The 17,101-nt window shown below is 33.7% G+C and carries 18 protein-coding genes; 16 read left to right on the forward strand and 2 right to left on the reverse strand.

Features of this window, described 5'->3' with window-relative positions; genetic code table 11:
- The first annotated feature begins 91 nt into the window (after positions 1–91).
- The 4 genes from ACONDI_RS04210 (at position 92) to ACONDI_RS04225 (ending at position 2,492) form a co-directional block, all read left to right on the forward strand.
- Positions 92–412 (forward strand): DUF5665 domain-containing protein, encoded by a 321-nt coding sequence (locus ACONDI_RS04210; protein WP_241080232.1) that lies wholly within the window; start codon positions 92–94, stop codon positions 410–412.
- A gap of 29 nt (positions 413–441) precedes the next feature.
- Positions 442–987, forward strand: a complete 546-nt coding sequence (locus ACONDI_RS04215) for a TraR/DksA C4-type zinc finger protein (protein WP_241080233.1) — start codon at positions 442–444, stop codon at positions 985–987.
- A 71-nt stretch (positions 988–1,058) separates the two neighbouring features.
- A complete protein-coding gene (gene lspA / locus ACONDI_RS04220) occupies positions 1,059–1,517 on the forward strand; it encodes a signal peptidase II (RefSeq protein WP_241080234.1) in 459 nt (152 codons plus the stop codon).
- A 21-nt stretch (positions 1,518–1,538) separates the two neighbouring features.
- Positions 1,539–2,492: an RluA family pseudouridine synthase gene (locus tag ACONDI_RS04225; protein ID WP_241080235.1), complete on the forward strand. Its 954-nt coding sequence runs from the start codon at positions 1,539–1,541 to the stop codon at positions 2,490–2,492.
- Here the strand turns inward: ACONDI_RS04225 and ACONDI_RS04230 are convergent.
- Both ACONDI_RS04230 and ACONDI_RS04235 read right to left on the reverse strand, forming a co-directional pair.
- Complete coding sequence (locus ACONDI_RS04230) at positions 2,460–3,458, reverse strand: Rqc2 family fibronectin-binding protein (protein WP_241080236.1); 999 nt, start codon at positions 3,456–3,458, stop codon at positions 2,460–2,462. The two genes, ACONDI_RS04225 and ACONDI_RS04230, sit on opposite strands and share 33 nt — an antisense overlap.
- On the reverse strand, positions 3,434–4,222 hold the full coding sequence (locus ACONDI_RS04235) for an NFACT family protein (RefSeq protein WP_241080237.1): 789 nt from the start codon (positions 4,220–4,222) through the stop codon (positions 3,434–3,436). The genes ACONDI_RS04230 and ACONDI_RS04235 overlap by 25 nt, the downstream gene beginning before the upstream one ends.
- 133 nt (positions 4,223–4,355) lie before the next feature.
- Between ACONDI_RS04235 and ACONDI_RS04240 the strand changes: the two genes are divergently transcribed.
- The 12 genes from ACONDI_RS04240 (at position 4,356) to rsmB (ending at position 17,074) form a co-directional block, all read left to right on the forward strand.
- Complete coding sequence (locus tag ACONDI_RS04240) at positions 4,356–6,992, forward strand: calcium-translocating P-type ATPase, PMCA-type (protein ID WP_241080238.1); 2,637 nt, start codon at positions 4,356–4,358, stop codon at positions 6,990–6,992.
- A gap of 92 nt (positions 6,993–7,084) precedes the next feature.
- A complete protein-coding gene (locus tag ACONDI_RS04245) occupies positions 7,085–7,963 on the forward strand; it encodes a YicC/YloC family endoribonuclease (RefSeq protein ID WP_241080239.1) in 879 nt (292 codons plus the stop codon).
- A gap of 102 nt (positions 7,964–8,065) precedes the next feature.
- On the forward strand, positions 8,066–8,338 hold the full coding sequence (gene remA, locus ACONDI_RS04250; protein ID WP_241080240.1) for an extracellular matrix/biofilm regulator RemA: 273 nt from the start codon (positions 8,066–8,068) through the stop codon (positions 8,336–8,338).
- A 20-nt stretch (positions 8,339–8,358) separates the two neighbouring features.
- Positions 8,359–8,982 carry a guanylate kinase gene (gene gmk / locus ACONDI_RS04255; RefSeq protein ID WP_241080241.1) on the forward strand — a complete coding sequence of 208 codons (624 nt, stop codon included), beginning with the start codon at positions 8,359–8,361 and terminating at the stop codon, positions 8,980–8,982.
- On the forward strand, positions 8,979–9,188 hold the full coding sequence (rpoZ, locus tag ACONDI_RS04260) for a DNA-directed RNA polymerase subunit omega (protein ID WP_241080242.1): 210 nt from the start codon (positions 8,979–8,981) through the stop codon (positions 9,186–9,188). Before gmk ends, rpoZ begins: the two co-directional genes overlap by 4 nt.
- A gap of 30 nt (positions 9,189–9,218) precedes the next feature.
- Positions 9,219–10,457: a bifunctional phosphopantothenoylcysteine decarboxylase/phosphopantothenate--cysteine ligase CoaBC gene (gene coaBC / locus ACONDI_RS04265; RefSeq protein WP_241080243.1), complete on the forward strand. Its 1,239-nt coding sequence runs from the start codon at positions 9,219–9,221 to the stop codon at positions 10,455–10,457.
- Positions 10,458–10,499: 42 nt separating this feature from the next.
- Positions 10,500–12,755 (forward strand): primosomal protein N', encoded by a 2,256-nt coding sequence (priA, locus tag ACONDI_RS04270; RefSeq protein WP_241080244.1) that lies wholly within the window; start codon positions 10,500–10,502, stop codon positions 12,753–12,755.
- A gap of 18 nt (positions 12,756–12,773) precedes the next feature.
- Positions 12,774–13,262 (forward strand): peptide deformylase, encoded by a 489-nt coding sequence (gene def / locus ACONDI_RS04275; protein ID WP_277397809.1) that lies wholly within the window; start codon positions 12,774–12,776, stop codon positions 13,260–13,262.
- A gap of 2 nt (positions 13,263–13,264) precedes the next feature.
- Positions 13,265–14,206 (forward strand): methionyl-tRNA formyltransferase, encoded by a 942-nt coding sequence (gene fmt, locus ACONDI_RS04280; RefSeq protein ID WP_241080246.1) that lies wholly within the window; start codon positions 13,265–13,267, stop codon positions 14,204–14,206.
- A gap of 16 nt (positions 14,207–14,222) precedes the next feature.
- Entirely contained in the window at positions 14,223–15,029 is an 807-nt protein-coding gene (locus ACONDI_RS04285; protein WP_241080247.1) for a DUF116 domain-containing protein, read from the forward strand.
- On the forward strand, positions 14,999–15,694 hold the full coding sequence (locus ACONDI_RS04290; RefSeq protein WP_241080248.1) for a zinc metallopeptidase: 696 nt from the start codon (positions 14,999–15,001) through the stop codon (positions 15,692–15,694). The genes ACONDI_RS04285 and ACONDI_RS04290 overlap by 31 nt, the downstream gene beginning before the upstream one ends.
- The gene (gene rsmB, locus ACONDI_RS04295; protein ID WP_241080249.1) at positions 15,695–17,074 is read left to right on the forward strand and encodes a 16S rRNA (cytosine(967)-C(5))-methyltransferase RsmB; all 1,380 of its coding nucleotides are present in this window, start codon (positions 15,695–15,697) and stop codon (positions 17,072–17,074) included. It begins immediately after the preceding gene.
- Positions 17,075–17,101 lie beyond the last annotated feature (27 nt).

The following is a 17,101-nucleotide window of genomic DNA, read 5'->3' on the forward strand; positions in this document are numbered from 1 at the left end:
AAATCGCAGGAAAATCCCCGGTTTATAAACAATCGGGGATTTTTTTATAAAAATATCTTTCTAAGGGAAGATTATTTTAAGGAGGATCTTTATGCGTTTTAAGGAGGATAATGATAATAACGATAAAGAATTAAAAGATCAGCAAAAGCTCTTGATTGAAAAAATAGAGGAGCTAGTCCAGAGCATGGAAAAATACAACATCGCGGAATATATACAGCTGCTAAATGACCCTAAAAAATATTTTTGGGTTAACTTTCTAGCGGGTGTTATAAGAGGGCTTGGAATTGCAGTCGGTATGACAATTCTTGGTGCAATTTTAATATATTTTTTGCAGCGGTTGGTGGTGTTGAATTTACCACTTATTGGAGACTTTATTGCAGAAATAGTTAGAATAGTACAGAATCACTTGTAATAATAATATTAAATGGAGGTAGTATAATATTGGATGAAAGAAAACAACAGATTATGAAGCAAAGGTTGCAAGATATCAAGAAAAAGCTAATTTTACGGCTTAGTAAAGATACTAACAAATCTACTGAACTTTCTTTTATTGATAATCATCCGGCAGATACATCTGATATTTCATGGGAACAGCTAAAAGATCAGGTTATGGAAAATGAGGATAAGAAAAAGATAGATGAAATAGATAATGCTTTGTCAAAAATTGAAGCTGGAAGTTATGGAGATTGCGAAGAATGCGACGAGAAGATTATGGAAGAAAGATTAGAAGCTGTTCCTTACGTAAGGTATTGTAAGAATTGTGCAGAAAAACTAGATAGTGATGACGGATTTGATCCTAAAATAAGGCCTATAAGAGAAGATTTTGAAAGAAGTGACTCAAGAGGCGACATATGGGACCAAATGAAAGTGTATGGCAGTTCTGGTGATATAAAAGAACAGGATAGTGAGTATAAAACAAAGATAGATGATGGAAGAGAGGATGGAATTGTTCAGGATATTGATAGGGAAGAGAGTGATGATGAATAAATAAAAACAAAACTTTGTTCATTGACTTTTTGCACTAGAATCAATTATAGTTTTGTTTGGGGGGAATTGTTGTGGGGGTATGGATTTTAGCTGTAATAATAATAATAGCTGATCAAATTTCCAAAATTTTAGTAGTGGCTAATATGAATCTAGGAGAAAGTATATCTATTTTACCTGGACTTTTCCACATAACCTATTCTGAAAATCCTGGTGCAGCTTTTGGAATAATGGCTTATAGGACAAACTTTTTTATTATTGTTACTTTAATTTTATTGGTTGTTATTGGTGCATTAATGATAAAGCTTGGCAAAGAATATAGATTATTAAAAGTTGGACTTGCCCTTCAGTTTGGAGGAGCTGTTGGTAATTTTATAGATAGATTGAGAACAGGTTATGTAGTAGATTTTTTTGATTTTAATTTTTGGCCAATTTTTAATATAGCTGACATAGCAATAGTTTCTGGTGTTATAATCCTTATCTTTTATATAATATTTGAGCCTTATAAAGAAGAGGAGAAAAATGTTTACTAACTGGGGGTGAGGGCTCTTTTAATGTTTGAGCATAAAATAGACCAAAGAGAAGAAGGAAAAAGACTTGATAAGATAGTATTAGGTTTTGTTGATAAAAGCAGAAGTCAAATCAAAAGGATAATTGATGAAGGAAATATACTTGTAAATGAGGAGATAAAAAAGCCAGGTTATAAAGTGAAAAAAGGAGATATAGTCAAAGTAGATTATGAAAAGGCATTACAAAATGATACCATGTTAGAAGAGTCTTTAGCTCCTGAGCCATTAGAGCTTAATATAGTATATGAAGATGAAAACATAATTATAGTTAACAAACCTAAAGGTATGGTTGTACATCCTGCTCCAGGGAATGTTAGTGGAACACTTGTAAATGCCTTGTTAAATTATACAGATAAGCTGTCCAATTTAGGTGGCAAGTTTCGTCCTGGTATAGTTCACAGGCTAGACAAAGATACATCAGGAATTATGTTGATTGCCAAAAATGATACTACCCATGCTTATTTTAAGGAAAAATTTAAGTCCCGTGAAATAAACAAAGATTATCTTACCCTTTGTTACGGAGATTTTCCAGAGGAAAAGGCCCTTATTGATGCTCCCATAGGAAGACACCCTGTAGATAGGAAAAGGATGTCTATTACAGGCGAGGGGCGGGAATCAATTACCAAAATAAAAATATTATCAAAGTTTTATATTAATAACAATACTATTAGCTATTTAAAAGTGACGCCAATAACAGGAAGAACTCACCAAATAAGAGTGCATTTAAGTCATTTAGGTTATCCAATTATAGGTGATGAGATATACAAAGGAAGAAAGGATATTAATCTTAATGAAATAAAATTTATATCAGGACAAGTTTTACACGCTTTTAAGCTGCGCTTCTATCATCCATATAAAAAAAAAGAAGTGGTTTTTAGGACACCACTTCCATTTGATATGATGAATTTAGTCCGCAGGCTTAACAGGATCAACAAATAAGGTTTTGTAATTATCATAAAACACCATTCCAGGTTTAGCACCTTTTGGTTTTCTAACATGTTTAATACGAGTATAGTCTACTGGTACATTACTTGAATTTTTCCCTTTAGAGTAATAGGCGGCGATAGAGGCTGCTTCCTCTATAGTTGATAATGGCGCATCCTTACCTTTTATCACAACATGTGAACCCGCAATTTCTTTAGTATGAAGCCAAATATCTTCAGAAGATGCTTCTTTTAATGTAAGATAATCATTTTGCTTATTATTTTTACCAACTAATATTTTAAAACCATCTTTAGAAATAAATTCTAAAGAACTTTTTTTAGTTGGATCTGTCTTTTTCTTCTTTTTAATGTCTTGCTTTTTCTCACTCAAATAGCCTTCTTTTATTAACTCTTCTTTGATAGTATCAAGTTCTTCTAAATCTTCAGCACTTTCTAATTGAAAACTTATGTTTTCCAAATACTTTATCTCTGCCTCTGTATTTTTTATCTCTTTTTTTAGTTTTTTATTTCTGGTTTTGGCTTTTTGGTATTTTTTAAAGTAACGTTGTGCATTTTCACTAGGAGACAAAGATTTGTCTAAGTTTATTTTTATTGTTTTTGGAGGGTCTTCATAGTAATTAGTAACCTCAATATTATCACTTTCAAGTTTTTCTTTTGAAAACCTATATAAATTTGCAGTTAAAAGCTCCCCAAAAATTTTGTACTTTTCAGCATTCTCACTTTCATTGTACTCTTTTTGCTGCTTTTTTAGCTTCTTTCTAGACTTTTTTAGCAAATGGTTTGTTTTTTTATTTAACTCATTTTCAAGGGAAATTTTTTTCTCTTCTGTTGCTTTAGTGTAATAATATTTATCAATCGCTTTCATTAATGAAGTTTGAGTTTTTTTATATTCTTTGGGGAAGCTAATATGATTTAAGGGTATTAAATAGAAATCAATTAATTTTTCTTTTTTACATCCCATAAAAAAATAGGATCTATCTCATTAGATAAGATTTGAGTTTTTAGTTTATTTAGTTGAATAATTAGAATATCTAACTGGCTTTTTGTAAGCTCGGCTGCAGCCTTATTTGCTAAATTAGCTCTATAAGCTAGTTCTCTTGACAGTAGAGGACTTACCCCTTGAAAATGATTAAACAACAAATTTTCTGTTTTAATTTCGTCATCTATGGTGTTTAATAAAGTTTCTGGATTTAAATCATCATTCCAGGGGTTTTCTTTGTTTTGACCTGGTGGTCTTTCGAAGAGATTGCCAGGTATTATTTCCCTCATATTAGAAAATTCTCTTTTGATCCTCTTTATCCCATCTAATATTCTTTTATTTTTTTTATTAACAAGAATTAAATTACTGTGCTTTCCCATTATTTCAACAGTTAAAATCAATTCTTTTTCTAATCCAAATTCATCCTGATGAGTAATATAAATATCTAATATTCTATCACCTTCATATTGCTTAATATCCCTAATGGTCCCGCCTTTTAAATATTTTCTTAAAAGCATACAAAATGATGGAGGATGATCCGGGTTTTCATGTCTTATATCAGTAAGATGGACTCTACAGAAGTTAGGATGTGTACTAATAAAAAGGGTTGAATTTTTTCCGAAATTTCTTAGGTGTAAAGATATATCATGGTTATTATGCTGATAAACATTGTTGATTTTAGCATCTTTTATATGTTTATTTAAATCTATTTCTATAGATTTGGTTACAAATCCGTCAAATGGCATTTTAATCACCTCCTGCCCTAGTATAATTCTTTTGGCTTAATAGGTCAAAGAGTTGTAAACAACTCGTATTTTTTTGGCATGTCTTGAATATCAATTTTATGAGAAAACAAGACAGCCGAAAGGAGAATCAAAATTGAAAGAGTTGTACTATGGCAGTGATATAGCTGAAGTATCAGAAGTTTTTAAAACGGATGTTCATAATGGTATTAGCGAAAATGAAGCTAAAAAAAGACAAGAAAACTATGGGAAAAATGAAATCGAGGCGCAAGAGGATAATAAATGGTATCTAATACTACTTGATCAATTTAGAGATTTTATGGTACTTGTGCTTTTAGGTGCGACCTTATTATCAGGTCTTCTTGGGGAGTATACTGATGCAATAACAATCATTGCTATAGTTGTATTAAATGCTGTTCTGGGGTTTTATCAGGAATTTAAGGCTGAGAAGTCCCTTGAAGAATTAAAAAAGATAACTGCTCCAAAAACAAAAGTGATCAGATACGGCGAAATGAAAGAGATTGCAGCGGAAGACTTAGTTCCAGGAGATTTGGTGTATTTGGAGTCAGGTGATAGAGTGCCAGCTGATCTTAGACTTGTTGAAGTAAGTGGGCTAGAATGTAATGAGGCTTCATTAACCGGTGAATCTGATGCTGTAAGCAAAATAACTGATAGAATATTTGGGAAAATAAATTCATTAGGGGATTATTTGAATCTTGCTTTGATGGGTACAGTTGTTGTAAACGGTAGAGGGAAAGGGATTGTTTTGCAGACGGGCATGAATGCTGAGATGGGTAAGATAGCAGATCTAATGCAGCAGGAAGATATTAAAGTAGAGACTCCCCTTCAAAAGAGACTCGCTTCCCTCGGGAAAGTATTGGTTCTTGCGTGTTTAGTTGTTTGTGCTCTGGTAGTTTTGATGGGTATTTGGCGAGGTGAGTCAACTTATAACATGTTCATGGCAGGGGTAAGCCTTGCTGTGGCGGCAATTCCCGAAGGTTTGCCGGCAATTGTTACAATTGCTCTTGCCATTGGAGTACAGCGAATGATGGATAGGAATGCTCTTGTCAAAAAGCTCCCTGCTGTTGAAACCTTAGGATGTGCTACCGTTATATGTTCTGATAAGACAGGAACATTAACTAAAAACAAAATGAAATTAGCTGAGTGTTTTACCTTTGAGCCAAATAATAAAGAATTATATCAAAAAGCTCTTGAGATAGGAGTGGTTTGTAACAATACAAGAGTAGCAAATGGCAAAAAAAATTCGAATTATTTAATTGGTGATCCAACAGAGAAAGCTTTGATGGAGGCAGGGATAAAAGAAGGACTAAACAAAGGAAAAATTTTGGAAGATGAATTTTTTGTTAAAGAAAACTCATTTGATAGTGAACATAAAATGATGAGTGTTTTATACCATAACGCCACAAAAAATGAATATAAGCTTTATGTTAAAGGTGCTCCAGAAACTATGATAGAAAAGTGTGATGAAATATTAACTGTAAATGGAAGAGTGAAATTAGACGGTAATAAAAAAGAAGAATTATTAAAGAATAATGAGGTATTAGCCTCTAAGGCCTATAGAAATATTGCTGTTGCTTATAAGTATATACTTGAAGATGAGATAGAAAAGCCAAGAGAAAAGCAAGAAGAAAAATTGGTTTTTGTAGCTATTTTTGGGCTCTTTGACCCTCCAAGAGAAGAGGCAGCTAGTGCTGTTTCTTCCTGCAAAAAAGCTGGCATTAGACCTATAATGATTACGGGAGATCATAAGAATACTGCTTTGACTATAGCAAGAAAAATAAATATAATGCCATCTGGAGGAGAAGTTATAGAAGGTAAAGATATAGAGAACCTTCCTGAGAGAGACTTAAAAGAAAAATTAAAAAAAGCTTATGTTTTTGCTAGAGTATCTCCTCATCACAAATTAAGAATTGTGAGAGCATTTCAAGAGCTTGGTCATATAGTTGCAATGACAGGGGATGGAATAAATGATGCTCCGGCTGTGAAAGCATCTGACATTGGAATTTCTATGGGGAAAACAGGGACAGATGTTACAAAAAATGCTGCAGATTTAATATTGTCAGATGATAATTTTGCTACTATTAAGGCTGCTATTGAAGAGGGTAGGGGTATTTTTGACAATATTAAAAAGTTTATTAAGTTTTTACTCGCCTGTAACATAGGGGAGATTCTAGTGATGTTTTGGAGTATGCTTTTGGCTCTGCCACTGCCATTAAAACCAATCCAGATTTTGTGGGTTAATCTTGTGACTGACGGTTTTCCTGCTATTGCATTAGGTCTAGACTCTAAAGACAAGGATATTATGGACCGTCCTCCGAGGGACCCTTCTGAAGGTATTTTTACTAAAAACTTTAGTAGTGCGATTATAAGACGAGGATTTTTAATTAGCTTAGTTACGCTTTTTGCTTTTTATCGCTCACTACAAATAAATCCTGATATACACTTTGCAAGAACTATGGCTTTATCTACTTTAGTTGTTTGTCAGTTGTTCTTTGTATTTGAATGCCAATCTACCAAAAAGCATATTTCCCTTGATAAAATTATAAAAAATCCGGCAGTGCCTATATCAATAATAATATCTTTTTTAATGTTACTTCTTGTGATATACCAGCCGTTTTTTGCTAATATATTTGACACATATCCACTTAATAGCAAAGAGTGGATTATAGTAATATTCTTATCAATTTTACCCGGCATAGGGGAATGGATTTTATTTAAAACTAAAAATATTTTGACAGAATTGTTAAATTAAAATACAATCATGTGTAAATAACTTGTTTACATTTTGTTCAAAGTGTTTGGAAACGAAATCGCAAAATAGATCCTTGGAGGAGACGATATAATATGAAAAGTATGACAGGATTTGGGAGTGCTGTTGAAACAAAACCTGACTTTGAGTGTAAAGTAGAAATAAAATCTGTAAATCATAGGTACTTAAATATTTTGGTTAAGGCACCAAAAGAATTTTTTTCTCTTGAAGAGAAAGTCAGACAAAAAGTTAATGAATACCTAGACAGAGGAAGGATAGAAGTTCGAATTTATTGCAAATTTTTTGGTGAAGATCAGCTAAACCCAGTATTTAATCAAGCGGTGGCAGCAAATTATTACGAAGGTTTGAAAGAGCTAAAAAAAATGACAGGGGAAGAAGATAATATAAACTTTGTACAGATATTAGCGAAAATGCCTGAAGTATTTTCTCTAGAAAAGAAAGAAATTGATGCAGGTGATTACTGGCCTACTATAGAAAAAGCAGTGGGTAAGGCTGTTTTTGAGTTAAATAAGATGAAAACTTCTGAAGGACAGGCTATGAAAAATGATATATTGGAAAAGCAAAAGACTTTAAAAGAGTTAGTTGGGGAGATAAAAGGGAAAAGTCCAATTATGTATGAACAAATCAAAGATCGATTTGTCAGCAAATTTGATGAGTTAGTTAAAGAGGGAAAACTTGAGAAAGAGAGAATGATAGGTGAAGCAGCGTTATTTGCTGAAAAAACGGTTATTGACGAAGAAATTGTTAGGCTAGAAAGCCATTTTGATCAACTAGAAGAGATCCTAGAAGAAGATGATGCCTTAGGTAGGAAACTAGATTTTTTATTGCAGGAGATAAACAGGGAAATAAATACTATTGCGGCAAAATCTAGCGATGAAGAGATATCAAAAAAAGTTATTGAAGTAAAAAGTCAGGTTGAAAAAGTGAGAGAACAGGCCCAAAACGTAGAATAGTGTAAATAATCTATTATATTTGCTTATATTGACAATATAAGCTATACTGTATGTAGTTGTAGTTAATGTAAATAAATAATAATATGTTAAGGAGGATTCATAGTGACTATTAAGCTTGTTAATGTAGGTTTTGGCAACATAATCTCTGCTAACAGAATCGTAGCTATAGTTAGCCCGGAATCAGCTCCAATCAAGAGGATTGTGTCTGAAGGTAGAGACAGAGGTATGTTAATTGATGCTACTTATGGCAGAAGAACCAGAGCTGTAATAGTAACAGATAGTGATCATGTAGTATTGTCTGCGGTTCAACCAGAAACAGTAAAACAACGCCTTCATGGTAAAAATACTTCATCTGACGATGATGATAACGAATAGACCAGCAAAGGGAGATTGATATGAGCGTAGATAATGGAAGCAACGGATTATTAATTGTATTATCAGGGCCGTCTGGAGTGGGGAAAGGTACGGTTCGGGATGAACTTTTTAGAGTTAATGATAATATAATATATTCGGTATCTATTACCACAAGACAACCTAGAAAAGGTGAAACAGATGGGAAAGACTATTTTTTTTCGTCTAAAAACAACTTTTTCAAAATGATAGAGAATAATGAACTTTTAGAATGGGCAGAAGTATATGGTAACTATTATGGCACTCCAAGGCAGTTTGTTGAGAAAAATCTTGAAAATGGCAAAGACGTAATATTAGAACTAGACATTCAGGGAGCTTTGCAGGTACAAGATAGTTTCCCTGAAGGTGTCTTTATATTTCTTCTGCCTCCATCTATATCCGAACTTAAAGAAAGGATAAAAAGGCGGGGGACAGAGGCTAAGGAAGACCTGGATAAAAGGCTTGGTGCTGCAAAAGAGGAGATATATATTGCCAGAGAGTACCACTATGTCATTGTTAACAAAGAAGTAAATAGCTCTGCTTCAACCATTAATTCAATTATTCAAGCCGAAAAATGCAAGTTTAATAGATATGGAGAAGAATTAATTAAAGAGGTGATAAAAAAATGAAAGAACCGTCAGTCGATGAACTTGTTGGGATGGTTGATAGTAAATATACATTGGTGATAGCATCGGCAAAAAGAGCAAGGCAAATAGTAGATGGATCAGAAGTTTTAGTTGATACAGATGCTAAAAAAAGTGTAAGTATAGCCTTAGAAGAGATTAAAAACAAAAAGCTTGATATTTATAGAGAGCCTGGTCAGGGAATTAAATAATGTGGTTACATAAAAAGGGGCTTTTTACGGATGGGTGAAAATAATAAAGTTGTTTTAGGTGTGACTGGTGGAATTTCTGCATATAAGTCTGCAGATGTTTGTAGTAAGTTAAAAAAAAGAGGTTACCAGGTTAAAGTTGTAATGACTAAATCTGCTGCGGAATTTATTCGTCCACTTACATTTGAAACTATCAGTCAAAACTCAGTAACTACTGAAATGTTTTCACAAAACAAGCCTTATCTGGATACTGAACATATTAGTCTTGCCAGGTGGGGAGATATTTATTTGATATGTCCTGCAACTGCAAATATTATAGGGAAACTAGCTAATGGAATCGCAGATGATTTTTTAAGTACTATGCTTTTAGCTGTAGAAAGTCAAGTTATTATAGCACCAGCAATGAACTCTAGTATGTACAAGAATCCCATAGTAGAGGAAAATATAAACAAGCTTAAGAATCATGGATATTATTTTATAAAACCTGATGAAGGAATGCTTGCATGTGGTGAAGAAGGGGCAGGAAGATTACCTGATTCGCAAATTATATGTGATGAGGTTGATGACAGGATCAAAAAAACAGTTGACCAGAATATCGACAACTCTCTTTTAAAAGGGAAAAAAGTGATTGTGACAGCCGGAGCAACTAGAGAAAATATTGATCCAGTTAGATATATAACAAATCCAAGCAGTGGCAAAATGGGTTATGCTGTAGCAAGGGCTTTTATTAACAGGGGCGCTATTGTAACTTTAATTGCTGCTAGTACAGATGAGAAACCTCCTGATGATTTACACAAAGTTATTAGGGCGTTTAGTGCCAAAGAGATGTATGAGAAGGTGATGGAGAACCTTGAAGATTGTGATATCGTTATTAAAGCTGCTGCGGTTAGTGACTTCACACCAAAGAACTATAAAGATAACAAGCTAAAAAAAGAAGGCAAGAACGAGATGGTTTTAGAGCTAACCTCTACTCGTGACATTTTGAAAGAAATTGGTGATAAAAAAGGAGATAGAATACTTGTTGGATTTGCAGCGGAAACTTCTGACTTGACCCAAAATGCAAAAGACAAGTTAAACAGGAAAAATCTTGACCTTATTGTGGCTAATGACATAACTGCTGAGGATGCAGGCTTTAGCAAGGATATTAATACTGCAAAGTTAATATTTAAAGATGGCAATATGTTGGAACTAGATACCATGAAAAAGGCTGAATTGGGTGAAAAGATAGCAAAAACCGTAGAAAAAATTATTAAAGAAAAAAACCGGCCGTAAGGTCGGTTAAACTTTATTATAAGGTAAGGGTAGGAGGAGAAAATGAAATACTGTAATGTTTTGATTTTGGATATTATTCACAGTTCTATAGACAGGCCTTTTACCTACAAGATACCTGAAGAATTATCACACAAAATAGACATTGGCTCTTTGGTCAATGTCTATTTTAAGAATCAAAAGGTTAATGGTATAGTCATTTCTTTGACAAATAACCTGAATGGTTTAGATGATGCCAAAGTAAAAAAAGTAAGCTCTGTTGTTATAGATGAAACTGTAATTACTGCTGAACTGTTTGAACTGGGTAGCTGGATGAAAGAATATTATATTTGCCCTTTATCAAAAATTTTAAAGATAATGCTGCCACGAGGACTGCTGCTAAATTATGTTTCGAAATATGAGTATATAGTTAATTTTAACTACGAAGATCTTAGAAATGCAAAAATACCTGGTAATGCTAAAAAACAAAAGGAGATAATAGAATATTTAGAAGGTAGATCTGAAGAAATTACTTTGGAAGATATAAAATATAATTGTAATTGCACAAAAGAACCTGTAACGAGGTTGCAAGAACGTGGAATTATAGATTTAAATAAAAAAGTAATTTATAGAAATCCTATAAATTACAACGAACTACCTGACTACCCGGTCAAATCTCCTACACAAGAGCAAAAAAGTGTGCTAGAATTTATATTTAGAGATATAAAAGAAACTTCGGGCAAAAATATAAAACCTGTTTTGATTTATGGTGTAACTGGAAGTGGAAAAACTGAAATTTATTTGCATTTGATTGAAAGGATGATCAGAGAAGGGAAAGAAGTAATAGTTTTGATCCCCGAAATTTCACTTACACCACAAACTGTTTCAAGGTTTGTCGGTCGCTTTGGTCGGAGTGTTGCGGTGATTCATAGTAGATTAAGCGTTGGAGAACGCTATGATGAATGGCTAAAAGTTTTAAGAGGAGAAGTTAATATAGTAATAGGGGCAAGATCCGCTGTTTTTGCGCCATTTTCAAATCTTGGTATGATAATAATTGATGAAGAACATGAAAATGCATACAAACAAGAGGAATCTCCCAGGTATCATGCAAGAGAAGTTGCAAAGAAAAGATGTGAATTAAATAAGGCAAGCTTGATTTTGGGGAGTGCGACTCCTTCTTTAGAAAGTTATTATCATGTGAAAAAAGAAGATTATGAAATTACCAAGTTAAAAAAGAGAATAAGCGATAATAAAGTAAATTTTAAACTTGTAGATATGAGAAAAGAGTTAGAAGGTGGCAACAAAAGTATTTTTAGTAGGCACCTTGTTAAAGGTATCAAAGAAGCAATTGACGATAATGGTAGAGTACTTCTTTTCTTAAATAGGAGGGGATATTCTACTTTTGTTTTATGTAGAAGTTGTGGATATGTAATTAGGTGCCCTGAGTGTGAAGTTTCTCTTACTTATCACAAAAAAGCTGATTACTTACGCTGTCATTATTGTGATTATGTTGAGCCCTTGATGGCCAAATGCCCTACGTGTAAAAGCAAAATGATAAAAAGTTTTGGTGCCGGTACTGAAAGGATAGAGGGGGAAGTAAAAAAATATTTTCCCTGGCTAAAAACAATCAGAATGGATGTAGATACCACATCTAGAAAAGGTGCTCATGAAGAAATTTTAGATAGTTTTAAGAATAAAGAGGCTGATGTGTTAATTGGTACTCAAATGATTGCAAAAGGCCTGGACTTTCCTGATATTTCACTGGTTGGGGTAGTTTCTGCTGATACGATACTGAATATACCTGATTTTAGAGCAGGGGAAAAAACTTATCAACTGTTATCTCAAGTTGCTGGCCGTGGGGGCAGGGGTGAAAAGCCTGGAAAAGTGATAATACAAACCTATACTCCGGAGCATTATAGTATAAGAGCTGTTTTAGAAGGAGATTATGAAAAATTTGCGGATAAAGAGCTAGATGGTAGAAAAAGTTTGGGCTATCCACCATATAAAAGTATGATAAAATTTGAAATAAAAGGTCCATCTGAAAATTGGATAATGAAACAGGGAAAGTTAATGTTTGATATAATAGAAGGGATAGTCAGTGAAATAAATAAAACAAAAAGTGAACAAATAGAAATATTAGGCCCTTACCCATGTCCATTTTACAGGCTAAGGGGTGATTTCAGGTGGCATGTAATTATAAAAGGCAGTAATCTTGATGATCTTAAAAAAAGATTATTTATTAATAACTTGGATGAATTTGAAAATAAACTTTCAGAGTCAGAAAGGCTTATTGTTGATGTAGATCCTATTTCATTATTATAAAAGAAAGGTTTGATCTATATGGCGATAAAAATTATAAGGACACAGGATGATCCGGTCTTGAAAGAGTCTTCTAAGCCAGTTGGAGAGATAACTCCAAGAATAGAAAAATTAGTTAAAAATATGTTAGATACGATGTATGATGCCCAGGGAGTTGGACTTGCGGCTCCTCAAATAGGGATATCAAAGCAGGTTATAGTAATTGATACTAGAGAAGAAAATAATAATGTGTATAAATTAATAAATCCTACTATTGTTGAGAAGAAAGGAAAAATGATTTCTACTGAAGGATGTTTAAGCTTTCCTGGTATTTTGGGTGAAGTTGAAAGAGCAGAAGAAGTAAAAGTAGAGGCAATGGATTTGAATGGAGAAAAGATAGTGATTGAAGCTAAAGATCTTTTAGCAAGGGTACTGCAGCACGAAATTGATCATCTTCGTGGTGTTACTTTGCCTGATATTGCTTTAAGAATAAAGCCTGAAGAAGAAATTGAAGAAGATATGGAGAGATAGGTATGAGTTTAAATATTATTTTTATGGGGACTCCAGAATTTGCAGTTCCAACATTAAATGCGCTTATTGATAGCGAGCATAATTTAGAACTTGTTGTAACACAACCGGACAAACCAAAGGGAAGAGGTCAGAAAACTGCCCCAACGCCTGTTAAAGAAAATTGTCTTGAGAGAGAAATAACCGTATATCAACCTGATGACCTTAAGGACGAATTAGTATATAATAGACTAAAAGAGTTAAAGCCAGATTTGATTGTTACTATGGCGTATGGCAAGTTAATTCCAGGTAAAATACTAGAACTTCCTGAAATAGATTGTATTAACGTACATGCATCTCTTTTGCCAAAGTATAGAGGCGCAGCGCCTATTCACTGGGCTGTTATTAATGGAGAAAAGGAAACAGGCATAACTATAATGTCAATGGATGAAGGAATGGACACAGGCGATATACTAAGCCAGGAAAAAGTCCCCATACATTATGAAGACACTACTGGAGATGTTCATGATAAACTCAAAAAAGTATCTCCAAAAATACTTTTAGAGACTATTAAGAAAATAGAGCAAGGAGAAATAACTCAAATTAAACAGGATGAAAAAAAAGCTACTATAGCACCTAAACTTACTAAAGAATATTTAAAAATAAATTGGGAAAATGAAGATGCGGGCACTATTTACAACAAAATCAGAGGCTTAAATCCCTGGCCTGTTTCGTATACTTACTGGCAAAATAAAAGGTTGAGGCTGTGGGAAAGCAAAAATCTTGATGATAGTGAAATAAAAGGGGTAGCAGGAGAAATTATCCGGATTGATGATGATGGGCCAGTCGTGCAGTGCCAGAAGGGGTTAATAACTCTTACATGTCTGCAGCCAGAAGGCAAGAAAAAGTTAAAAGGAAATGATTTTTTGAGAGGGTATTCTATGGAGATGGGTGAAGTACTAGGTTGATCTAGGAGGAGTATCAATGCAGGCAAAAAAAAGATTATTTCTTGGACTTGGTTTAATGGTAATTATAATAATGCTATTTTTTGTTTCTTATCTAGGTTACTTGACTTTTACTGATAGTGATAGCCTTGTCGTTAATTCAATATTAATAATAATGGCTGCTTTAATAATTGGGATTGTGGTTTTAGTAGGCTTTGGGCTACTTGGGATAACGCTTACTATTGTTAGAAAAAGATATTATCCTTTTTTGAGTAGACTAATAGAATTAACATTGAATTTATTTTTCCCGGTGATTATGTATTTTGGTAGGTTATTTCAAATCACCCAGGCAAAGATTCAACGTTCTTTTGTTGAAGTTAATAATCATTTAGTAGAAGCAAAAAAGCAAAAGTTTAGTGGTGGTTTAAAAGGTAACCAGTTACTTTTATTATTACCCCACTGCCTACAAGATTCAAATTGTTCAAAAAGGATAACTAACGATATAAGTAATTGTGTTGAATGTGGCAGGTGTAAGATAGCAGACTTAATAGACTTGACTCGCAGATATGATGTAAATATAAGAGTTGCAACTGGTGGTACTTTAGCAAGAAAATGCGTTAAGGAGCTAAGACCCAAGTTGATTGTAGCTGTAGCTTGTGAGAGAGACTTAACCAGTGGCATTTTGGATGCGAGCCCCTTGCCGGTATTAGGTTTAGTTAATAATAGACCATACGGCCCTTGTATGGATACCACAGTTGATGTTTCTAAAGTTGAAGCTTACTTTAAAGAGTTAACTTCAGGAGGTGAATCTAGAGAATGTTTTTCTTCTACACTACAGAAGGTATGATTTTATTTTTTGTACTTGTTCTTCCAGCATTTTTATTTGTATTATATGCCCAGTCAAAGGTCAAAAGTACTTATAACAAGTTTTCAAAGGTAAAAAGCAGAAGAGGTTATAGAGGGGCAGAAGTTGCAAGAGAGCTGTTAAATAAGGCAGGATTATCTGATGTTTCGGTAGAACAAACAGGTGGTCAGCTATCTGATCATTATGATCCAATCAAAAAAGCTGTTAGGCTTTCGTCAGATATTTATAATGGTAGTTCTATTGCTGCCCTTGGTATCGCTGCCCATGAAACAGGGCATGCACTTCAGCATGCTCACGGGTATTTTCCTCTTAATATAAGAAATATGGTTTTCCCGGCAGCGAATTTAGGCTCTAGAGCTGGGGTGCCACTTTTTATTATTGGTTTTATCTTTAATACAGGATTTTTGATGGATATTGGGATTGCTATATTTTTCTTTGCAGTACTATTTCAGATTATAACCTTGCCTGTAGAGTTCAATGCAAGTTCTAGGGCAGTAGCAGTTCTTGAAAGTGGAGGTTATCTTGAAAGAGAGGAACTAGGAGGAGCCAAAAAAGTATTAAGAGCTGCTGCTATGACTTATGTTGCTGCAACTGCAATGGCTCTTGCTCATTTGATTAGACTACTAATTTTAAGAGGTAGAGATTAAATGGATAATAAGAAACAAAATAGCAACGCGAGATATATTTCAGCTATAGTTTTAAAAGAAGTGTACTCTAAAGAGGGCTATAGTGATATTTTATTGAATAAATATTTAAAACAGAATACTTTATCTGTCAAAGATAAAGCCCTTGCTACTCGCTGTATTTATGGTGTATTACAGTGGCAGGGGCTTATTGACTTTTATCTAGAAAAATTGTCAAAGAAACCTTTGAATAAAATCTCTTTAGAGGTTTTAGTTTTACTGAGGCTTGGATTGTATCAACTTTTATTTTTGGATAGAGTACCATCAAGAGCTGCTGTATACGAAACTGTTAAGGTAGCGCACATGATGAAACAGAAAAAAGCAGCCGGTTTTATAAACGGAATACTTAGAAATTTTATTAGGAAAAAAGATACCATCCAACTTCCTGTTAAAGATAGCTCTAAAAAGCAACTAGTAAAATATATCTCTGTCAGGTACTCTCATCCTACCTGGATGGTTGAAAAATGGCTTGATGAGTTTGGTGAAAATTTGACAATTGAAATCTGTAAAGCAAATAATGAAATATCTGATACATATATAAGAACAAACACATTAAAAACTGACAAAGAAGAATTGCTGGGTAATCTTAATGAATATAATCTCCCTGCCGAAAATGCCTTGTATCCAGTTGAAGCTATAAAAATAGACTCGCTAAGAGGAATAGAAGAACTAGCTTTGTTTAAGGAGGGGCTTTTTTATATTCAAGATATAAATTCTATGCTGGTAAGTTATCTTGCAGCTCCTTTGCCCGGACAAAAAGTTGTGGATTTGTGTAGTGCACCTGGTGGAAAAACAACCCATATGGGGCAGATGATGCAGAATAAAGGTGAAATATTAGCTGTAGATCTTTATCCTCACCGATTAAACCTTGTAAAAGAGAACTGTGAAAGGTTGGGTGTTAATATAGTAAAAATTTTGGAAGGAGATGCAAGGACAGTTTTAGATGAAAGTTATAATAATTATTTTGATATATCTTTGGTGGATGCACCCTGTTCAGCACTTGGGGTATTAAGAAAGCAGCCGGAGTTAAAATGGAGATTAAATGAAACAGAAATAGATTCTTTAAAGAGCTTGCAAAAAGAATTGCTCCAAAAAGCAATAAAACTAGTTAAACCTGGAGGAAAAATAATATATAGTACATGTACGATTTCTAGCGAAGAAAACGAAACTTTGATAAGTGAATTCTTAGATGAAAACTCATCAGTTAGAGTGGAAGAGCCAAACAAAATTATCCCCCAAAAAGCTTTAGAAAAAGCGTATAGAGTATCTGAAGAAGGTGTATTGTTTTTACCTAATATAGATGGTGGTGATGGATTTTTTCTGACTTGTTTGCAAGTTGATTAGTAAAAATCCCTCTGATATACTCACTCT

It is taken from the genome of Natranaerofaba carboxydovora (assembly GCF_022539405.1).
GTDB classification, from domain to species: Bacteria; Bacillota; Natranaerobiia; order Natranaerobiales; family Natranaerofabaceae; genus Natranaerofaba; species Natranaerofaba carboxydovora.

Coding starts and splice junctions, on each gene's coding strand:
- ACONDI_RS04225 (WP_241080235.1), top strand. CDS start 1,539: ATGTTTGAGCATAAAATAGACCAAAGAGAAGAAGGAAAAAGACTTGAT.
- rsmB (WP_241080249.1), top strand. CDS start 15,695: ATGGATAATAAGAAACAAAATAGCAACGCGAGATATATTTCAGCTATA.
- ACONDI_RS04210 (WP_241080232.1), top strand. CDS start 92: ATGCGTTTTAAGGAGGATAATGATAATAACGATAAAGAATTAAAAGAT.
- coaBC (WP_241080243.1), top strand. CDS start 9,219: ATGGGTGAAAATAATAAAGTTGTTTTAGGTGTGACTGGTGGAATTTCT.
- ACONDI_RS04285 (WP_241080247.1), top strand. CDS start 14,223: ATGCAGGCAAAAAAAAGATTATTTCTTGGACTTGGTTTAATGGTAATT.
- rpoZ (WP_241080242.1), top strand. CDS start 8,979: ATGAAAGAACCGTCAGTCGATGAACTTGTTGGGATGGTTGATAGTAAA.
- ACONDI_RS04290 (WP_241080248.1), top strand. CDS start 14,999: ATGTTTTTCTTCTACACTACAGAAGGTATGATTTTATTTTTTGTACTT.
- def (WP_277397809.1), top strand. CDS start 12,774: ATGGCGATAAAAATTATAAGGACACAGGATGATCCGGTCTTGAAAGAG.
- priA (WP_241080244.1), top strand. CDS start 10,500: ATGAAATACTGTAATGTTTTGATTTTGGATATTATTCACAGTTCTATA.
- gmk (WP_241080241.1), top strand. CDS start 8,359: ATGAGCGTAGATAATGGAAGCAACGGATTATTAATTGTATTATCAGGG.
- ACONDI_RS04235 (WP_241080237.1), bottom strand. CDS start 4,222: ATGCCATTTGACGGATTTGTAACCAAATCTATAGAAATAGATTTAAAT.
- fmt (WP_241080246.1), top strand. CDS start 13,265: ATGAGTTTAAATATTATTTTTATGGGGACTCCAGAATTTGCAGTTCCA.
- ACONDI_RS04245 (WP_241080239.1), top strand. CDS start 7,085: ATGAAAAGTATGACAGGATTTGGGAGTGCTGTTGAAACAAAACCTGAC.
- ACONDI_RS04230 (WP_241080236.1), bottom strand. CDS start 3,458: ATGGGATGTAAAAAAGAAAAATTAATTGATTTCTATTTAATACCCTTA.